The 18,098-nt window shown below is 74.4% G+C and carries 11 protein-coding genes and 1 pseudogene; 5 read left to right on the forward strand and 7 right to left on the reverse strand.

What is annotated here, in order from left to right:
- From C1I97_RS13080 to C1I97_RS13090, 3 genes are all read left to right on the forward strand, one after another.
- The coding region (locus C1I97_RS13080) for an electron transfer flavoprotein subunit alpha/FixB family protein (protein WP_146608208.1) at positions 1-413 on the forward strand (413 nt) is incomplete at its 5' end.
- A gap of 563 nt (positions 414-976) precedes the next feature.
- On the forward strand, positions 977-2,140 hold the full coding sequence (locus tag C1I97_RS13085) for an exonuclease SbcCD subunit D (RefSeq protein WP_111003382.1): 1,164 nt from the start codon (positions 977-979) through the stop codon (positions 2,138-2,140).
- A complete protein-coding gene (locus C1I97_RS13090; protein ID WP_111003383.1) occupies positions 2,137-5,130 on the forward strand; it encodes an AAA family ATPase in 2,994 nt (997 codons plus the stop codon). The genes C1I97_RS13085 and C1I97_RS13090 overlap by 4 nt, the downstream gene beginning before the upstream one ends.
- Before the next feature lie 59 nt (positions 5,131-5,189).
- Here the strand turns inward: C1I97_RS13090 and C1I97_RS13095 are convergent, their stop codons facing one another.
- The gene (locus tag C1I97_RS13095; RefSeq protein WP_111003384.1) at positions 5,190-6,881 is read right to left on the reverse strand and encodes a DUF885 domain-containing protein; all 1,692 of its coding nucleotides are present in this window, start codon (positions 6,879-6,881) and stop codon (positions 5,190-5,192) included.
- 63 nt (positions 6,882-6,944) lie between these two features.
- Complete coding sequence (locus C1I97_RS13100) at positions 6,945-7,451, reverse strand: Lrp/AsnC family transcriptional regulator (protein ID WP_111003385.1); 507 nt, start codon at positions 7,449-7,451, stop codon at positions 6,945-6,947.
- Positions 7,452-7,510: 59 nt separating this feature from the next.
- On the opposite strand from C1I97_RS13100, the gene C1I97_RS13105 reads away from it, so the two are divergent.
- Positions 7,511-8,728, forward strand: a complete 1,218-nt coding sequence (locus tag C1I97_RS13105; RefSeq protein WP_111003386.1) for a trans-sulfuration enzyme family protein — start codon at positions 7,511-7,513, stop codon at positions 8,726-8,728.
- A gap of 66 nt (positions 8,729-8,794) precedes the next feature.
- Here the strand turns inward: C1I97_RS13105 and C1I97_RS13110 are convergent, their stop codons facing one another.
- From C1I97_RS13110 to pdxR, 4 genes are all read right to left on the reverse strand, one after another.
- Positions 8,795-10,186 carry a GNAT family N-acetyltransferase gene (locus C1I97_RS13110; protein WP_258382551.1) on the reverse strand — a complete coding sequence of 464 codons (1,392 nt, stop codon included), beginning with the start codon at positions 10,184-10,186 and terminating at the stop codon, positions 8,795-8,797.
- A gap of 135 nt (positions 10,187-10,321) precedes the next feature.
- On the reverse strand, positions 10,322-12,979 hold the full coding sequence (locus tag C1I97_RS13115; RefSeq protein ID WP_111003387.1) for a DUF7824 domain-containing protein: 2,658 nt from the start codon (positions 12,977-12,979) through the stop codon (positions 10,322-10,324).
- Positions 12,976-14,385: an SWIM zinc finger family protein gene (locus C1I97_RS13120; RefSeq protein ID WP_111003388.1), complete on the reverse strand. Its 1,410-nt coding sequence runs from the start codon at positions 14,383-14,385 to the stop codon at positions 12,976-12,978. The genes C1I97_RS13115 and C1I97_RS13120 overlap by 4 nt, the downstream gene beginning before the upstream one ends.
- Positions 14,382-15,893 carry a MocR-like pyridoxine biosynthesis transcription factor PdxR gene (pdxR, locus tag C1I97_RS13125; protein WP_111003389.1) on the reverse strand — a complete coding sequence of 504 codons (1,512 nt, stop codon included), beginning with the start codon at positions 15,891-15,893 and terminating at the stop codon, positions 14,382-14,384. Before pdxR ends, C1I97_RS13120 begins: the two co-directional genes overlap by 4 nt.
- Positions 15,894-15,940: 47 nt before the next feature.
- Between pdxR and C1I97_RS13130 the strand changes: the two are divergent.
- A pseudogene (locus C1I97_RS13130) lies at positions 15,941-16,723 on the forward strand (EamA family transporter); the annotation flags it as partial.
- A 99-nt stretch (positions 16,724-16,822) separates the two neighbouring features.
- On the opposite strand, the gene C1I97_RS13135 reads toward C1I97_RS13130, so the two are convergent.
- Positions 16,823-17,653 carry an alpha/beta fold hydrolase gene (locus tag C1I97_RS13135; protein ID WP_111003390.1) on the reverse strand — a complete coding sequence of 277 codons (831 nt, stop codon included), beginning with the start codon at positions 17,651-17,653 and terminating at the stop codon, positions 16,823-16,825.
- Positions 17,654-18,098: the final 445 nt, after the last annotated feature.

Below are 18,098 nucleotides of genomic sequence, written 5' to 3' on the forward strand. Positions count from 1 at the left end.
CCGGCCGCACCGCCCGCGAGGCGACGGGGCGTCCGGAGCTGACCGAGGCCGCGATCGTGGTCTCCGGCGGCCGGGGCGTGAACGGCGCGGAGAACTTCGCGCTCATCGAGGCGCTGGCCGACTCCCTCGGCGCGGCGGTGGGTGCCTCGCGGGCCGCGGTGGACGCCGGCTGGTACCCGCACACCCAGCAGGTCGGCCAGACCGGCAAGAGTGTCTCGCCGCAGCTGTACCTCGCCGCCGGCATCTCCGGCGCGATCCAGCACCGGGCCGGCATGCAGACCTCCAAGACCATCGTGGCGGTCAACAAGGACCCCGAGGCCCCGATCTTCGACCTGGTCGACTACGGCGTGGTCGGCGACCTGTTCGCCGTCGTCCCGCAGCTCACCGAGGAGATCACCACCCGCAAGGGCTGAACCCCGCCCCGGAGGGTCTGTCCTTCGAACGACCTGTCTCACATTCGGTGGTAGCGGAGGGTGATGCTATTCGAGGAGGATGCAGTGGCGGAGGAGCCCGCAGCTCTGGCACGTCCGCAGGCTGTCACAGCAGCCGTGCCGGAGTCTCGCGAGTATCCCGCTCAGCATTTGGTCCGCCCAGCGTTTGCGGGACAACCCATGGCCGGGCAGAGAAGGTTGGTGATGTAACGGGGCGCCTCCTGGGAGTCCGTTCCAGAGGACTCCCGATCACCGTTACGGGCTCGTACCCGGTGGCCTGATCAGGCCGTTGATGGGCGTCGGACCTCGCGTTCCGGCGCCCTTCGGCGTTCTCCCGCACACGCGCCGACAGGAAGATTACGCCGTGCGCTTATCGCCGGCGCACGGAGGGCAGGCCGCAGCACATGTGCCCGGGGTGATTCGAGGTCAGTGATGGATCAGGGGGCGACAGGCGTTAGCGTGGTGGATGTTGACGGCGAGCCCGTGCTGGTTCGTGCTGGTTTTAGGGACGTAGTAGGGGTAAACATGCAGGTCAGAGCGATTTCATGAAATTGCTGCACACTTCCGACTGGCATCTGGGCCGGGCGTTCCACCGGGTGAACATGCTCGACGCCCAGGCCGAGTTCATCGGCCACCTCGTCACGACCGTGCGCGAGCGCGAGGTCGACGCGGTGGTCGTGTCGGGAGACGTGTACGACCGCGCGGTGCCCCCGCTGGCCGCGGTCGAGTTGTTCGACGACGCCCTGCACCGGCTCGCCGCCCTCGGTGTGCCCACGGTGATGATCTCCGGGAACCACGACTCGGCGCGCCGCCTGGGCGTCGGCGCGGGGCTGATCGGCCGGGCGGGCATCCACCTGCGCACCGAGCCGGCGGCGTGCGGGACCCCGGTGGTGCTGGCGGACGCTCACGGGGACGTGGCCCTCTACGGCCTCCCCTACCTCGAACCGGCCCTGGTGAAGGGCGAGTTCGGGGTCGACAGGGCGGGCCACGAGGCGGTGCTCGCCGCGGCCATGGACCGGGTCCGCGCCGACCTCGCCACACGCGCGCGCGGCACCCGCTCGGTCGTCCTCGCGCACGCCTTCGTCACCGGAGGCGAGGCCAGCGACAGCGAACGGGACATCACCGTCGGCGGGGTGGCGGCCGTCCCCGCGGGCGTCTTCGACGGCGTCGACTACGTCGCCCTGGGGCATCTGCACGGCTGTCAGGCCATCACCGAGCGCGTGCGCTACTCCGGGTCCCCGCTGCCGTACTCCTTCTCGGAGGTCGGCCACCGCAAGAGCATGTGGCTCGTCGACCTCGACGCCGACGGCCTCGCCGGTGCCGAACGGGTCGACTGCCCCGTCCCGCGCCCGCTGGCCCGTGTCCGGGGCACGCTGGAGGACCTGCTCGCCGACCCGGACCTCGCCCGTCACCACGAGGCGTGGGTCGAGGCGACGCTCACCGACCCCGTCCGCCCGGCCGACCCCATGGCCCGCCTCGCCGAGCGCTTCCCGCACGTCCTCAGCCTCGTCTTCGACCCCGAACGCGCTCCCGGCGACCCGGACGTCTCCTACGCCCGCCGTCTCGCCGGCCGCGACGACCAGCAGATCGCGGAGGACTTCGTGGCCCATGTGCGCGGCGCGGAACCCGACGAGCACGAACGGGCCGTGCTGCGCGAGGCGTTCGACGCGGTGCGCGCCGACGAGGCGGTGCGGGAGGTGGCGCGGTGAGGCTGCACCGGCTCGACATCACCGCCTTCGGGCCCTTCGGAGGCTCCCAGACGGTCGACTTCGACGCGCTGTCGGCCGCCGGGCTGTTCCTGCTGCACGGTCCGACCGGCGCCGGCAAGACCTCCGTGCTGGACGCCGTGTGCTACGCCCTGTACGGCTCGGTGCCCGGCGCCCGGCAGAGCGGGCAGGGAACCACCCTGCGCAGCGACCACGCCGCCGCGGGCACCCGTACCCAGGTCACCCTCGACCTCACCGTCGCCGGACGCCGGCTGGAGATCACCCGGCAGCCGCCCTGGGAACGCCCGAAGAAGCGCGGCACGGGCACGACGCTCGACAAGGCCCAGAGTTGGCTGCGCGAGTACGACGCGGCAGCCGGCGCCTGGAAGGACCTCAGCCGCTCGCACCAGGAGATCGGCGAGGAGATCACGCAGCTGCTCGGGATGAGCCGCGAACAGTTCTGCCAGGTCGTGCTGTTGCCGCAGGGCGACTTCGCGCGCTTCCTGCGCGCCGACGCCGAGGCCCGCGGAAAACTGCTCGGCCGGCTGTTCGACACCCGTCGTTTCGCCGAGGTCGAAAAACGCCTCGCCGAGCGCAGACGGGCCACCGAGGCACAGGTCCGCGAGGGCGACGCCGCGCTGCTGGCCGACGCCCACCGCATGCAGCAGGCGGCGGGCGAGGCCATGGAACTGCCACAGCTCGCGCCGGGCGACCCCGGACTGGCCGAGGCCGTCCTGACCGCGGCCGCCGTCGCCCGCGGCACCGCGCGTGAGCAGCTGACCGTCGCCCACTGCCGGCTCACCGCCGCCGAGTCCGCCCACGCCGCCGCCGAGCGGGCCCTGGACGAGGTGCGCGAAGCGGCCCGGCTGCAGCGGCGGTTCGCCGAGGCACAGGAGCGTGCCGCGCGCCTGGAGGAGCGGGCCGACGCCCTCCAGGAGGCGCGGGCGCGGGTGGAGCGGGGACGCAAGGCCGAGACGGTGGCGCCGGCCCTGGAGCTGCGCGAGGCCGCCGCCGCCGAGCACCGCGAAGCGGCCGCCGCCGAGGCACGCGCGCGTGTGCTGCTCCCGGAGGGCTTCGCCGGCGCCGGCGCGGCCGGGCTCGCCGCCGCCGCCCGCCGGGCCGCCGAGGAGCTGGGCGGCCTCGAGTCGGCCCGCCGCGCCGAGCAGCGCCTGGCCGAGGTCGTCGCCGAACGCGCCGGAGTGGACCGGCAGGAGCGAGCCGACGACGACGTACTGCAGGAGGCCGAGGGCTGGCTCGCCGGATGGGAGGCGAACCGGGCGGAGCTGCTCTCCCGCATCGACACCGCCCAGGAGGCCGCCACCCGGGCCGAACAGCTCGCCGTACGGCTCGACCCCGCGCGGCAGCGGCTCGCCGCCGCCCGGACGCGGGACGAGCTGACCGGGGCCACCGCCGAGGCGCGGCGGCGCGCGCTCGCCTCCGCCGAGGACGCCCTGCGCGCCAAGGACCACTGGCTGCGGCTGAAGGAACAGCGGCTGGGCGGCATCGCCGCCGAACTCGCCGCGAACCTCGACGACGGCGAGCCCTGCGCCGTCTGCGGCGCCACCGAACACCCCGCACCCGCGCGCAAGGTCGCCGGACACGTCGACCGCGAGACGGAGGAGCGCGCCCTGGCCGCCTACCAGGCCGCCGACGAACAGCGCTCCGGGGACGAGCGCCGCCTCGGCGCCCTGCGCGAGGCCCTGGCCGCCGCCACCGCCGAGGCGGGCGACACCCCTACCGCTCGACTAGCCGAGGAAACAGAGGAGTTGGCGGCACTGCTGGAGAGGGCACGCCGGGACGCCTCCACGCTGCACGCGGCACAGGAGGCGCTGCGCCGGGCCGAGCAGGAGCGCGAGCGGCGGCTGGCCGCCCGAGGGCAGGCAGAGGTGCGCGCAGCCTCCCGGCTGGCCCTCAAGGAGAGCCTGGACCGCGAAAAAGCCACGCTGGAAGCGGAACTGGCCGAGGCCAGGGGCACCGCCGGCAGCGTCGCCGCACGGGCCGCCCAACTGGAGCGCCGGGCCGCGCTGCTCACCGAAGCCGCCGAAGCCGCGCGCGCCGCCGAGAAGAGCGCCGAGCGGCTCAAGGACGCCGACGGACGGCTCGCCGAGGCCGCCTTCCGGGCCGGCTTCGCCACCCCGCAGGCCGCGGCCGCCGCCCTCCTCGACGACGCCGCCCACCGCGAGTTGCAACAGCGCCTGGACGCCTGGCACACGGAGGAGGCCGCCGTACGGGCGGTCCTCGCCGAGACCGACACCGCGGCCGCCGCCCAGCAGCCGCCCGCCGACCTCGCGGCCGCGGAGGCCGCCGAGGCCGCCGCGGACCGGCGGCTGCGCGAAGCCGCCTCCGCGCGGGACGCCGCGGCCCGCCGCTGCGCCGAACTCGACCGGCTCTCCGCACGCGCCGCCACCGGCACGCGCCGGCACGCGCCGCTGCGCGAGGAGTACGACCGCGTGGCCCGCCTCACCGCCCTGGCCGCGGGCACCTCCGCCGACAACGGGCGCAGGATGCGCCTGGAGGCCTACGTCCTCGCGGCCCGCCTGGAACAGGTGGCCGCCGCCGCGACCGTACGCCTGCAGCGCATGTCCTCCGGCCGCTACACCCTGGTCCACTCCGACGACCGGGCCGGACGCGGCCGCAGTGGCCTGGGGCTGCACGTCGTCGACGCCTGGACGGGCAGCGAGCGGGACACGGCGACCCTGTCGGGCGGCGAGACGTTCTTCGCCTCGCTCGCCCTCGCCCTCGGGCTCGCGGACGTCGTCACGGACGAGGCCGGCGGCGTGCGCCTGGACACGCTCTTCATCGACGAGGGCTTCGGCAGCCTCGACGACCAGACCCTCGACGAGGTCCTCGACGTCCTCGACTCCCTGCGCGAACGCGACCGCAGCGTCGGCATCGTCAGCCACGTCCCCGACCTGCGGCGGCGCATCCACGCCCAGCTGGAGGTCGTCAAGGGCAGATCGGGGTCGGCCGTGCGGCAGCGCGGAGCGGGCTGAACCCCCGGGTGCGTGGAGGGCGGCCGAACGGCCCGCCGGGACCGGCCGCCCTCCGGGGCTCACAGCAGCGAGAGCTCGTCCACCAGGTCGTCCAGGCCCAGCGAACCCTGGGAGAGGGCCGCCATGTGCCAGGCCTTCGCGTCGAACGCGTCACCGTGGCGCTCCCTGGCCTTCTCACGGCCCAGCAGCCAGGCCCGCTCGCCCAGCTTGTAGCCGATCGCCTGACCGGGCATCGACAGGTAGCGGATCAGCTCGCTCTCCACGAAGTCCCGCGGGCGGCTGCTGTGCGCGGCGAAGAACTCCAGCGCCAGCTCCGGCGTCCAGCGCTCACCCGGGTGGAACGGCGAGTCCGCGGGGATCTCCAGCTCCAGGTGCATGCCGATGTCGATGATCACGCGGACCGCCCGCATCATCTGCGCGTCCAGATAGCCGAGCCGCCGCTCCGGGTCCGTGAGGAAGCCCAGCTCGTCCATCAGCCGCTCCGCGTACAGCGCCCAGCCCTCGGCGTTGGCGCTGACCCCGCCGACGGTGGCCTGGTAGCGCGAGAGGTCGTCCGCCACGTGCGCCCACTGGGCGAGCTGGAGGTGGTGGCCGGGGACGCCCTCGTGGTACCAGGTGGACACCAGGTCGTACACAGGGAAGCGGGTCTGTCCCATGGTCGGCAGCCAGGTCCGGCCCGGCCGGGAGAAGTCGGCGGACGGCGCCGTGTAGTACGGGGCCGCGGCGCCGCCGGGCGGCGCGATGCACGACTCCACCCTCCGCACCCGCTCGGCGAGTTCGAAGTGCGTGCCGTCCAGCGCCTCGATCGCCTCGTCCATCAGGTCCTGCAGCCAGACGCGGACCTCCTCCACGCCCTCGATGTGCGTGCCGTGCTCATCGAGGTGCGCGAGCGCCGCCCACGGGGTCTCGGCGCCGGGCAGGACCTTCTCGGCCTCCTTCTCCATCTCGCCGAGCAGGTGGTGGAACTCCGACCAGCCGTACGCGTACGCCTCGTCCAGGTCCAGGTCCGTGCCGTTGAAGTAGCGGGCGAAGCGGGCGTAGCGCTCGCGGCCCACCGTGTCCGGCGCGTCGCCGGTCGTCGGCGCGTAGACGTCGCGCATCCAGTCCCGCAGCTCCACGACCGCCGCGGTCGCTGCACGGGCTGCCTCGTCCAGCTCCCCGCGCAGGGCCTCGGGGCCGCCGGAGGCGAAGTCCTCGAACCAGCCGCGCCCCTGGCCGTCGGTGTCCGACCACTCGGTCAGCTGCTCGATGAAGGTGGCCGTCGGCCGCGGGCCGCCGTACAGCTTGCGCTCCAGGCCGAGGGCGAGGGACTCGCGGTAGCCGCGCAGCGCGGCCGGCACGGCGCGCAGCCGTTCGGCGATCGCCGCCCAGTCCTCGTCCGTGTCGGAGGGGGTGATCGTGAAGACCTCGCGCACCGAGTGCACCGGGCTGTGGATGTTGCTCACCGCTCGCAGGCCCTCGTCGGCCTCGTGCACGGCGAGTTCGGCGGTGAGACGCTCGCGCAGCAGGCGCGCGCACCGGCGCTCGATGTCACGGTCCGCGCCGGGCTGCCGTTCGGCCTCGTCCAGCCGGGCCAGGGTGGTGCGCGCGAGGTCGGCGAGCGCCTGCTGTCCGGCGGGCGAGGTGTCGGGCAGCCTGCCGGAACTCTCCTTCACGCCGAGATACGTACCGGTGATCGGGTCGAGGGCGATGAGTTCGTCGACGTAGGCGTCGGCGACCTGACGGGGCAGCGGGCTCTTGGTATGTGACATGCGGACCATCCTCGTACGGACGGGTGGCTCCCGTCAGCCCGGTATCGCGGCCCCGGGCCGAAATCAGTCCGGTTTCGCGGAGGGTGTGGCCGCCTGCGCGCCGGGCGGCAGCAGGGGGCCGCAGTCCCACTGCTGGAAGATCAGCCGGGTCTCCACCCGGGCCACTTCCCGCCGGGCCGTGAACTCGTCCAGGACCAGCCGCTGCAGATCGGCCATGTCGGCGACCGCGACATGGACCAGGTAGTCGTCCGGACCGGTCAGGTGGAACACGGTCAGCGACTCCGGCAGGGCCCGGATCCGCTCCACGAACGGTCCCACCAGCTCCCGGCGGTGCGGCCTGACCTGTACCGACAGCAGTGCCTGCAGACCGCGGCCCAGCTTGGCGGGATCGAGCCGCAGCCGGTGGCCGAGGATCACTCCCGAGCGGCGCAGCCGGGTCACCCGGTCCAGACAGGTCGACGCAGCGATGCCGACCTGCGCGGCGAGGTCGCGGTAGGTGGTCCGGGCGTCGTTCTGCAGCAGCCGCAGCAGATGAAGATCCACCGGATCCAGTACGACAGATTCGGCCATACGGCGAACGTAACACGGCTACCGACCTCATGGACCCGGCCCGTGTTCACCCTTCCGACATGGACACGCCCCTGGTTTCCGCGAGCACGCCCGCGTACGACGACGTACGCACCGCACCCAGAGCACTGGCCACCGAGGCGGTGCACGCCGGCCGTGACGACCTCGCCCGGCAGGGACTGCACGCCCCGCCGATCGACCTGTCCACCACCTACCCCTGCTACGACAGCCGCGCCGAGGCCGCCCGTATCGACGCCTTCGCCACCGACGGCGCCGAACTCGGCGGCTCCCCGGTCTACGGGCGGCTCGGAAACCCGACCGTCGCCCGCTTCGAGACCGCGCTGGCCCGGCTGGAGGGCACCGAGGCGGCGGTCGCGTTCGCCAGCGGCATGGCCGCGCTCAGCGCGGTGCTCCTCGTCCGGTCCGCGATGGGCCTGCGGCACGTCGTCGCCGTACGCCCCCTGTACGGCTGCAGCGACCACCTGCTCACCGCCGGGCTGCTCGGCACCGAGGTGACCTGGACCGACCCGGCCGGGATCGCGGACGCGCTGCGCCCGGACACCGGCCTGGTCATGGTCGAGACGCCGGCGAACCCGACGCTGGCCGAGGTGGACCTGCGGGCCGTCGCCCACGCCTGCGGCTCCGTCCCGCTCCTCGTCGACAACACCTTCGCCACCCCCGTGCTGCAGCGCCCGGCCGAGCAGGGCGCGCGCCTGGTGCTGCACAGCGCCACCAAGTACCTGGGCGGGCACGGTGACGTGATGGCCGGCGTGGTGGCCTGCGACGAGGAGCTGGCCGGGCGGCTGCGGCAGGTGCGGTTCGCCACCGGCGGGGTGCTGCATCCGCTGGCCGGATACCTGCTGCTGCGCGGCCTGTCCACGCTGCCGGTCCGGGTGCGGGCCGCCTCCGCCACCGCCGCGGAACTCGCCGCCCGCCTCGCGGGCGACCCGCGCGTCGCCCGCGTGCACTACCCGTCGATCGGCGGCGCGATGGTCTCCTTCGAGGTGCACGGCGACCCGCACGCCGTCATCGGCGGCGTCGGCCTGATCACGCCGGCCGTGAGCCTCGGCAGCGTCGACACGCTGATCCAGCACCCGGCGTCCATCAGCCACCGCATCGTCGACGCGGACGACCGGCGGGGCGCCGGGGTCGATGACCGGCTGCTGCGGATGTCGGTGGGCCTGGAGGACGTCGAGGACCTGTGGGCCGACCTGGACCGGGCGCTGGGGGAGCGGCCGTGCCCGCCGCCGGTGAAGGGCCTGCACGAGGCGATGAGCTGAGCGGAGTCCGGAGGGTGTGCGGCCCGGGGGAGCCGGGCCGCACACCCATGGGTACGGTTCCGCGGCTCAGTCCCGCGGGCGGGGTCCCCCGTGCTCCTCGTGCCGGGCGTCGTACGGCGGGCGGGAGGCCACCGGGATGGCGTCCAGGCGGGCCGTGACGACCAGGGTGCCCTCCTCGACCTGGAAGTCGAGCGGGAGGCCGAGACCGCGCATGGCGGCGACCATGCCGGTGTTGGACGACCGCGTCACGGCGTACACGCTCGCGCAGCCGGCCCCGACGGCCATGGCCACCAGCCGGCCCAGCAGTTCGGAGCCGAGGCCGCGCCGCTGCCACGCGTCCTCGACGAGCAGCGCGACCTCCGTCTCGTCGCCGTCCCAGAGCAGATGGCCGAGGCCGACGATCCGCCCGGAGGCGGTCCGCGCGGCGAGGGTCCGTCCGAACCGCGGGCTGAGCAGGTGGCCGAGGTAGCGGTCGGCGTCGTCGACCGGCCCGTGGTAGCGCAGGGCGAGGGTGCGCGGCGAGCAGCGCTCGTGCATCGCCCTGGCCGCCGCGAGGTCGCCCGGACCGGCCCTGCGCACGGTGATCGCGTCGCCCTCGGGCAGCGTCAGCACGTCCCGGCCGCCCGGGACGCGCGGTCCGAGCCGGGCATCCAGCTCCACCAGCGCCCGCGCCCGCGCGAACTCGGTGGGCGTGAAGGGCGGATACGGCCGCTCCACGGTGATCGTTCCGCCCTCCGGCGCCCGTAGCCGCATCACCGTGTCCTCGAGAACGCCCTCGGCCGGCACCTCCTCGGGACCGCGGCCGCCGTCGGCCGGCCTGGCCGGCAGCGAGCGGATGGTGCACCGCCCGAGCAACTGCCGCAGCGCGATCGGAAGTTCCGCCGCGTCCAGCGCCGTGCGCGTGGCCAGGCCCAGGACCCGCGTCGGCGGGTCCACCAGGTCGTGCGCGTCCGCCCGTTCGATCCACGTGCCGGTTCCGCCGGCCGACGAGACCGCCCGGGTGAGGGCGGACGCCTCGGTCCCGCCGGGCGCGCGCAGCAGGAACTCGTCCACCGTGCCCTCGGCCAGCGGGTGCGTCTGCAGGCTGAGGATGTCCACGTGACGGGCGGCCAGCGCCGTGCACAGCGCGGCCAGCGAGCCGGGCGCGTCCCGCACGGTCGTCCGCATCCGCCACAGCGTGCTGTCTCCCGGTGCCTGCTCGGGCGCCGTGGGGACGACGGCATCGCCCCCGGGCGGCGGGTGACCGTGGCGTCGTGCCCACCGGATGCGGAAGGCCGCCGTCGCGACCAGCGCGGACGCCGCGATCACCAGCAGGGCCGGGCCGTTCGGTCCGTGCCCGGTCAGGTTCGCCACCCCGTCGACCACGGCGACCGCCGCGAGGAGCGTGGCCGGTTCGACGACGTCCCGCCGCCAGTGGCGCACCGGACGACCGTGCCCCGCCCGCGTCGTGTTCGGCATGTCTCGAGTCATGCGGCCACTGTGCAGGAACGGTGTTGCGTGATCACGAACTCTCTGTGGCTGATGAGTAAAGCGGGGTTCTGTCCTGATTTGGCGGCCCGGCGCCCGTACGGTTCGACGGCGCGCCGGGCGGTGTCATGCGGCCACTTCCGCCGTCAGCGTGCCGCGCAGCCGACGGGCCTCCGCGACCAGGCGCGAGGAGCCCCGGCGTTCCGCCGCCCGCCCCAGGTGCGGCAGATCGCCCCGCGCTCCCGAACGCTCGGCACACTCGGCCGCCACGGCCAGCAGATCCCCGAGCCCGCGCACCGGTCCGGCCGCTCCGCCGTCTCCGAGATCGGCGAGCAGCGGCGGCAGGATGTGGCTGAGCAGGTTCCAGACAGTGGTGTTCGCCCCGGTGCCCGCAGTCGTGCGCAACGATTCGGCCAGCCGTACCGGCTTCACGGCACCGTGCCGTATCAGCTCTCCGAGATCCGCGCCGAGGCGGGAGGCGTCGAGCTGCCCGCGCGCCGCCAGGACCAGCAGCGCGTCCACGGCGGCGAGCCGGTCCTCCGCATGTCGTGCCCCGAGCCCGTAGGCCACGCACAGGTGTGTCGCCTCGCCCGCCTCGCCGCCGGACTCGGCGAGCAGCGGCAGGACGGACGCCGCGCCCCGCGTGTCGTCCACGGCCACGGCGGACACCTCCCGCAGGAGCCGCACGGCCACCAGTTCACGCGCCTCGGGCACCACGGCCGGCCAGTGAACCCGCAGCGAGTCGCTCCAGTGGGAGCAGTACCGGCTGCCCGCGAAGGCACTCACCGGGTCGCCCAGGAGCCGGAACGCGTGCGGGAAGTCCGGTTTCAACTCCGGGAGTTCACCGGACTCGGCAAGGACACGGGCGTCCGTCGTACGGCGCCGCAGCACCGGTCGCACGGGCGCGTCGGCGGTCAGCCAGCGGACGAGCCGGGTCCCTTCCGCGGTGCCGAGAGCCGCCGCCCGCTCCGCCGCCGCCACTGCCGCCGAACGGTCCTCGCGCCTCACCCGCAGCAGCGCCTGCGCGAAGTCGGCCGCCGCGATCCGTGCTCCCAGGCTCCGGTAGGCGTCGAGGCGCTCCACCAGCTCCTCCGGCTCCAGCAGCCCCGTGCTCCAGGTGGGCGTCGAGAGCAGGAACGGAAGTGGTTCGGTGCGGATCCGGTACGCCACCTCCCACAGGCGGGCGTCGAATGCCTCCGACAGCGCGCCGTGCACACAGGTCCGGTCCGGTGTGCCCTGCTGGAGCATCGAGCGGAGTGTGGAGGTGCCCACCTTCCCCCGCAGTGTCGCCAGCAGCAGGTCCAGACCGTCGGCCGCGTTGAAGATCCCCTGGCGGTTGCCGCCGAAGCGGTATTCGAGCAGGTTGTGGTGCGGACCGGCATTGGCCCACCAGCGGCGGGCGGTCACCGGCTCCAGCGCCTTCAGCAGGGCCTCCGGGTCGTGGTGGGCGTGGCGCACCAGCCCGTCCAGGGTGCGTTCAAAACCGCTCACGTCGGCTTCGGACGCCAGCGCGGCCCCCACCTCCTCGGCGAGCTCCGTGACCGAGGCCAAAACCGGCGCGAGACGCGCCGGCTCCGGAACCGGTGGCAGCACCTCCTCGTACACCAGGGCCGCCTCCGCCGGTGCCGCGCCCAGCGTCCCGACCGCCCGGCCGCGCAGCGCGGGACTCAACTGCTCTGCCGCGAACGCCAGTCCGGTACACACCTCATCGGACCGCACCTTCTTCGCATGCCGCTCCGCGAGCTTGAGCGCCCGCTCCTGCACACCGGCGTCCTCGTGCCCGAAGGCCTGCGCGACGGCGGGCAGCAACTCGTCCGCCGCGGCGGCGTCCCGGGTGAGCACCTTGCCCAGCAGCACGAGCTGGGCCCGCACCAGCGTGCGCTCCGGCCGGAACAGCACCGCGCCGGACATCTCGGCCAGCTGCCGGTGCGTCAGCTCCCCGTCCAGAGCCAGGTCGCTCAGCACCGACTGGGCGTGCGAGGCGACCATGGACACCGCGTCCGAGGCCAGTGCCAGCCAGTCGGCCACTCGCTCCCGCTGCTCCTCACGGGTGAGCGCCAGGGACTTCAGTATCCGCAGGAACGCCCGGTGGTCGGCGGTCGTGCCGCCCCGCAGCAGACGGGCCACGCACCCGTCGACCGTCGCCCTCCGGTCCAGCGCGCCCTCCACGGTGAGTCGTGCGAGGGCGTCGTTCCAGCTGTTGGGGCCTTCGTTCGCACCCCACTCCAGCAGGCCGCCGATGTCGTTCGTCCCGAAGAGGGCGGCCACGAGCTCCGCGAGGTGCGGATCGCTGCGCAGCCGGTCCAGTACCGTGTTGCCGCGCCTCCAGTTGCCGCGGATGTGCTGCACCCAGCCGCGCACATAGGCATCGGTCGTCGGCACCGGGCAGCCGGACAGCCGCACCAGAGCGGACATCAGCTCGTACGGCACCCGCGCGGTGGCGGGCCGTTGGGCGAGCCGGTGCACCACATCGGCGAGCCAGTCGGTCTCGCGGTCACTGAGGACGTGGAGCAGCACCGCGGGGGAGGCCGCGAACCAGCGCATGTCGGCAGCCGCGAGCCAGCTCGCCGCGCCGGCCGCGCCGGTCTGGCAGGCCGCTCCGGCCGCGTGCAGCGCCGGGTACGCGCGGCGTGCGTGAGCCTCCCACGGCGCCGCCCGGAGCTCCTTGCGCAACTCCTTCAACTCGGGGAACACCGCCCGCCGTTCGGCATCGGTCATTCCGTCCAGCAGATCGACCGCCTCGGCCGTCCGCCCGGCCCGTACCGCTTCCATCAGCGATGTCATCGCACACCCCCGTCGACTCGTGCCACGCCCTGCTCCACCGCGGCGGTGCCCCACCGCACCATCCGCACCGCCAGCGCGTGCTTGCACGGCCCGCGCCCGCCCCGGTACTTCGCCCACCACAGACAGCTGCAGCTGAGCACGCCGGCCTCGTCGCGCACCCGGTGCACGTGTCCGTCCTCGGCCGTCACCGTCGCGAGGACGCCGTCCAGGGCGACCGCTCCGGCGGCGACGAGGGCCCGGGCGTCCCGCAGCCGCGGGTTGTGCCGCTCGGCGCGCTCCGCGTCGTAGGGCAGCTCCCGGTGGAAGTACGCCGCCTCCGCCGTGTCGTATCCGACGCGGCCCGAGGTGCCGAGCCGGACCAGTGCCGCGCGGACCCGCTCCTGGGTGAGCCCGGAGGCGGTGGCGAGGTCGGCGACGTCCACGCGGGGCTCCCAGGCCAGCAGCACCGCGATCAGCTCCGCGTCCTCGGCGGCCGCGTCGGTGGCGAGCGCGTCCAGCACCCCTCCCTCGCCGGAGAACCCCCGCGAGGCGTCGGGCGACAGCGTGAGCGTGAGCCGCATGCCCGGCAGGACCGCCTCCCAGGCACTGGCCGTGGCTGCGGTGCCACCCGTGACCGCCGGGCCGTACACGCGCAGGGCCGTCGCATGCCTCAGCACCCGCTGGAGCGCGGCCAGCCGCTCCGGGCCGGGCAGGCACACCGCGCCCGGCACGGGCCGGGTGGCCGGCCGCAGGGCGCGCCCTGCCGGTACCACCCACCGCGGGCCGCTCGCGGCACCCCGCGGCCCGCTCCGGGGCAACGACCGCAGGAAGCGCACCGCCTCGGCCGCCGGCAGTTCGGCCCGCAGATCGAAGCCGGCGGCTATGACCTGCGCCTCCGCGAACCCGCGCAGCCACCGGTCCGGCAGCGGCACCTTCTTCTCCACCACCGGCCCGTCCAGCGTGGTCACGGCCATCTCCTCCGGGCCCACCCGCAGATGGAGCGGATCGGCCGAGCCGATCCGGGAAAGCGCCTCCCGCAGCGGGTTGTTGACGTCGACGTTCGTCGTGCCGTGCCCCACCTCGCCGCCGTCCAGGCCGGACCGCAGCACGTCCAGGCGCGCGTACACCCCGCAGCAGCCGGAGAAGGACTCGAAGCGCAGCCGGTCGCCGTTGCCCGTCACCACCGGGTCGAGGGAGGCACGCAGCTGCGGCTGGTAGTAGCGGGCGGCCGCCACGTCCGCCACCGCCAGCAGCCCGGCGGAAGCCACCTGAGGCGACGTCAGGAAACCGGAGAAGAAACGCGGATGGTCCTGAACGCCCGAGGGGGTGGCGCCCCGTGAGGTCTCCAGTCCCAGGCGCTGCCCGCCCGCGGCGGACTCCAGCACGGAGGGTCGGCAATAGGCCACGGCCTGCAAAGATCGCGTCATGGAAAAACCGTAGAGGCGACCACTGACAAAGGGCCCGGCCTGCGCGAACGCCCTGTGCGGGGCGGTGGTCGCGCGCCGGCCGCCTCCGCCATCAGCCGCACCCCCGCATGGATCCGCGCCGGCGGCAGATGGGCGTAACCGAGGACGAGGCACACGCCGTCCCGGCCGGATCCCGTGGCATCCCCGTGCGTGTACGACGCCAGGGTGCGCACCGCGACTCCGGCCCCGGCCGCACGCCTGAGGAACCGCTCCTCGGGGCCGTACCGTCCGGGCAACGCGGCGATGAGGTGCAGGCCCGCCGCGATCCCGGACAGCCGGACACCGGGAAAGTGCTCGCGCAGGGCGGCGACGAGCGCGTCACGCCGTTCCCGGTAGGCACGCCGGCAGCGGCGCAGCTGCCGGTCGTAGTCGCCCCGCTCGACGAACCGTGCGAACAGCACCTGATCGACCGTCGGATGACCGAGGTCCATGGTCCGCTTGCGCTCGACGACCTCGTCGGCCAGCGAGTCGGGTACCAGCAGCCAGCCCAGCCGCAGTCCCGGAGCGAGGGACTTGCTCACCGATCCGGCGTAGGCGACGTGCTCCGGGTCGAGCCCCTGGAGAGCGCCCACCGGGGCGCGGTCGTAGCGGAAGTCGCCGTCGTAGTCGTCCTCGAAGACGACGCCGTCCACCGCCCGCGCCCAGTCGAGCAGTTCTGCCCGGCGCCGTGCGGAGCAGGCGATGCCGGTGGGGAACTGGTGGGCCGGCGTCGTCACCACGGCCCGTACCCCGGACCGCCGCAGCGGGCCGATGGCCGGACCCTCCGTGTCCAGGGGCAGCGGGACGGTGCCGACTCCGGCCGAGGCATACAGGGCGCTGTGCTCGGGGCTGCCGGGATCCTCGACGCCGACGGTGCGTATCCCACGCGCGTGCAGCGCTGAGCCCACCAGGGTGCTCGCTTGGGCCACCCCTGAGACGACCACGATCCGCTCCGGGTCCGCGACCACGCCCCGGCGCCGCGACAGCAGTCCGGCCAGCGCCGTGCGCAGCCGCGGCAGTCCGCGCGGGTCGGGATACCCGAGCTCGCGGTGCGGAAGCTCGGTCAGCACGGAGCGGTGCGCCGCCGCCCAGGCGGCCCGCGGGAACAGCGACAGGTCGGGCATCCCGGGCACGAAGTCCGCGCGGGCGCCGGGGGAGCGGGGAGCCAGGTCACGCGCGTGCGTGCGTGCCGCCCGGACGGCGCCGCTCACCCAGGTACCGGCGCCCCGGCCGCTGCGCAGGTAGCCCTCCGCCGTCAACTGCTCGTACGCCTCCGTGACCAGGCCGCGCGAGACGCCCAGATCCGTGGCGAGGTCCCGGCTGGAGGGCAGCCGCGTGCCCGGTGCGAGCCGGCCCGAGCGGACCGCCTCGCGCAGCGCCGTCTGCAGGGAACGGCCACGCGTGCGTGCCGGTGCCGACGCGGCCGGCAGGAGCAGTTCCCAGGCGGCCGGTCCGGCCGGTCCGCCCGGATTGGTCCCCGATGACGTCATGGAAGTGGACCTTAAACCGGACCGCCCCGCTGCCTAGCGTCACTGCCATGGACACCACCTCGCGCGGCGCCCTGCTCGCCGCGCTCGCCTGCGTCCTCGTCGGGGCGTCCTTCACCGCCAACAGCGTCCTCGGCCACTACCCGTACGCAAGTGGCCAGTTCTTGCGCTACGGCCTGGCCTGTCTGCTGCTCGTACCGCTCGCCGGGCGGGACGCCCCGGCCCGGCTGCGGCGGCTCACGCCCCGCCGGTGGGGCAGGCTCGCGCTGCTCGCGGCGGTGGGCATGGTCGGCTTCAACGTGGCGGTGCTCGCCGCCGAACGCAGTGCCGAGCCGGCGGTGCCGGGGGTCTTCGTGGGCTGCGCCCCCGTGGTGGTGGCGGTCGTCGCCCCCCTCCTGGAGGGACGACGACCGCGGCGGGTGGTCCTCCACGGGGCTTCGCTGGTCGCCGCCGGAGCCTTCACCGTGCAGGGCTGGGGCCGGACCGACGGCGCCGGAATCGCCTTCTCCGCCTGCGCGCTGGCCGGCGAGGTCGGCTTCGCGGTCCTCGCGGTGCCGGTGCTGCGCCCGCTCGGGCCCCGGCTGCTGTCCGCCGTGGTGTGCGGCCTTGCGGCCCTGGAGTCGGCGGTGGCCGGCGCCGTACTCGGCGGCGACTGGCTCAGGCGGCCGGACGCGGTCGAGGCCGCCGCGCTGCTGTGGCAGGCGGTCGTCGTCACCGTCGTCGGCTTCGTGTGCTGGTACATGGGCGTGCAGCGGATCGGGGCCGAGCGCGCCACGCTCTTCTCGGGTCTCATCCCCGTCGCGGCCGCCTGTACCGCGCCACTCGTGGGCGCCGGCTCCTACGGGGCCGTCCAGGCCGCGGGCAGCGCCCTGGTCGGCGCGGGAGTCGCCCTGGGATCGGGAGCCGTGCGCCTGGCCGGACGAGGACGGTGGTCAGCGGCTGCCGTCGAGGATCACGCGGGCGACCAGTGCCGGGTCGTCGTTCATCGGGACGTGTCCGCAGCCGGACAGCCTTACCAGGCGGGCCCGGGGGATGATCTGCTTGGCGCGCACTCCCTGACGGCGCACCAGCAGCCGGTCCCTGGTGCCCCAGGCCACGGTGACGGGGATGCCGGGAACGTCGTCGGTGAACCGGACGTCGACGCCGGCCCGGAGGGTGTCCTCGAAGCTGGTGGCCCGCGCCAGGGCGAGGGTCTCGGCCACCACGGCCTCGGGTGAACGTCGGGTGGGCCGGGCGTAGATGGTGCTCGTCAGTGCGGTGCGGCCGGCCGCCGTCCGGGCGAGGCGCTCGACCAGCGGCAGCGGCATCCGTCGCGCCAGAGCCCGCATGGTCCGCAGCGCGACGAAGGCGTAACGCCGCTCGGCCTGCGTCCAGAACCCGGCCGGGGAAAGAGCCGTGACGGACCGTACGAGCTTCTCGCGGCCCAGCTCCAGGGCCAGCAGGCCGCCCAGGGAGTTGCCCGCCGCATGGGGGCGTTCGATCTCCAGCGCCTCGCACAGGGCGCCCAGCGTGGCGTTCATCGTGGGCAGGTCGTGCCGCAGCCCGCCGGGCAGCGCGGGGGAGACGCCGAAGCCCGGCAGGTCCACGGCGATCACCTCGCGCTCGGCGGCGAGCAGGTGGACCACCGGGTCCCATGCCTGCCGGTGATGCCCGATGCCGTGCAGCAGGAGCAGCGGCTCGCCGCTGCCCACGCGCGCGTAGGAGAGGGTCACGGTCCGCGGGCCGTGTGCGGAGGGGACCTTGAAGGAGACGGTGGCGGACATGGGCGCTCCTCGTCGGAATCGCTGGCGAACGACGGGTAGACAGCTTGTCAGCAATTACTACCCGCGGGTAGCCCCGGGTGCGGCGGATCTCGCCGGCGCCGCGGCGCATCCAGGCCGTCTGCCTCCGATCTTGTGCAGCGCCCAAGGGATGGGTGAGGCGCATCATCAGCCTGGCGGTGCGGAGCATCGCCGGAGCAATCCGTAACGAATGGGGTGCTCTCAGTGCATGGCCGGGGGTGATGGTCAAGCCCCCGGCGATCCGAGCGAGCCCCGCACTTGCTCCGGCGGCCGGAAGGGTCGTTGCTGGACAGGCGTGACCTGTCAAACTCCCCGGAGCGATTCAAGGGGAGAGTCTCCCGGCTTCGTCCGGGAGGGAACTTCAAATCATCCGCAGCCTCGACAAATTGCGGTCCCTGGCCGGCGTCTGAGCCGCCCGATCCGGACC

This window comes from Streptomyces sp. NTH33, from assembly GCF_003236365.1.
Taxonomy (GTDB): Bacteria; Actinomycetota; Actinomycetes; order Streptomycetales; family Streptomycetaceae; genus Streptomyces.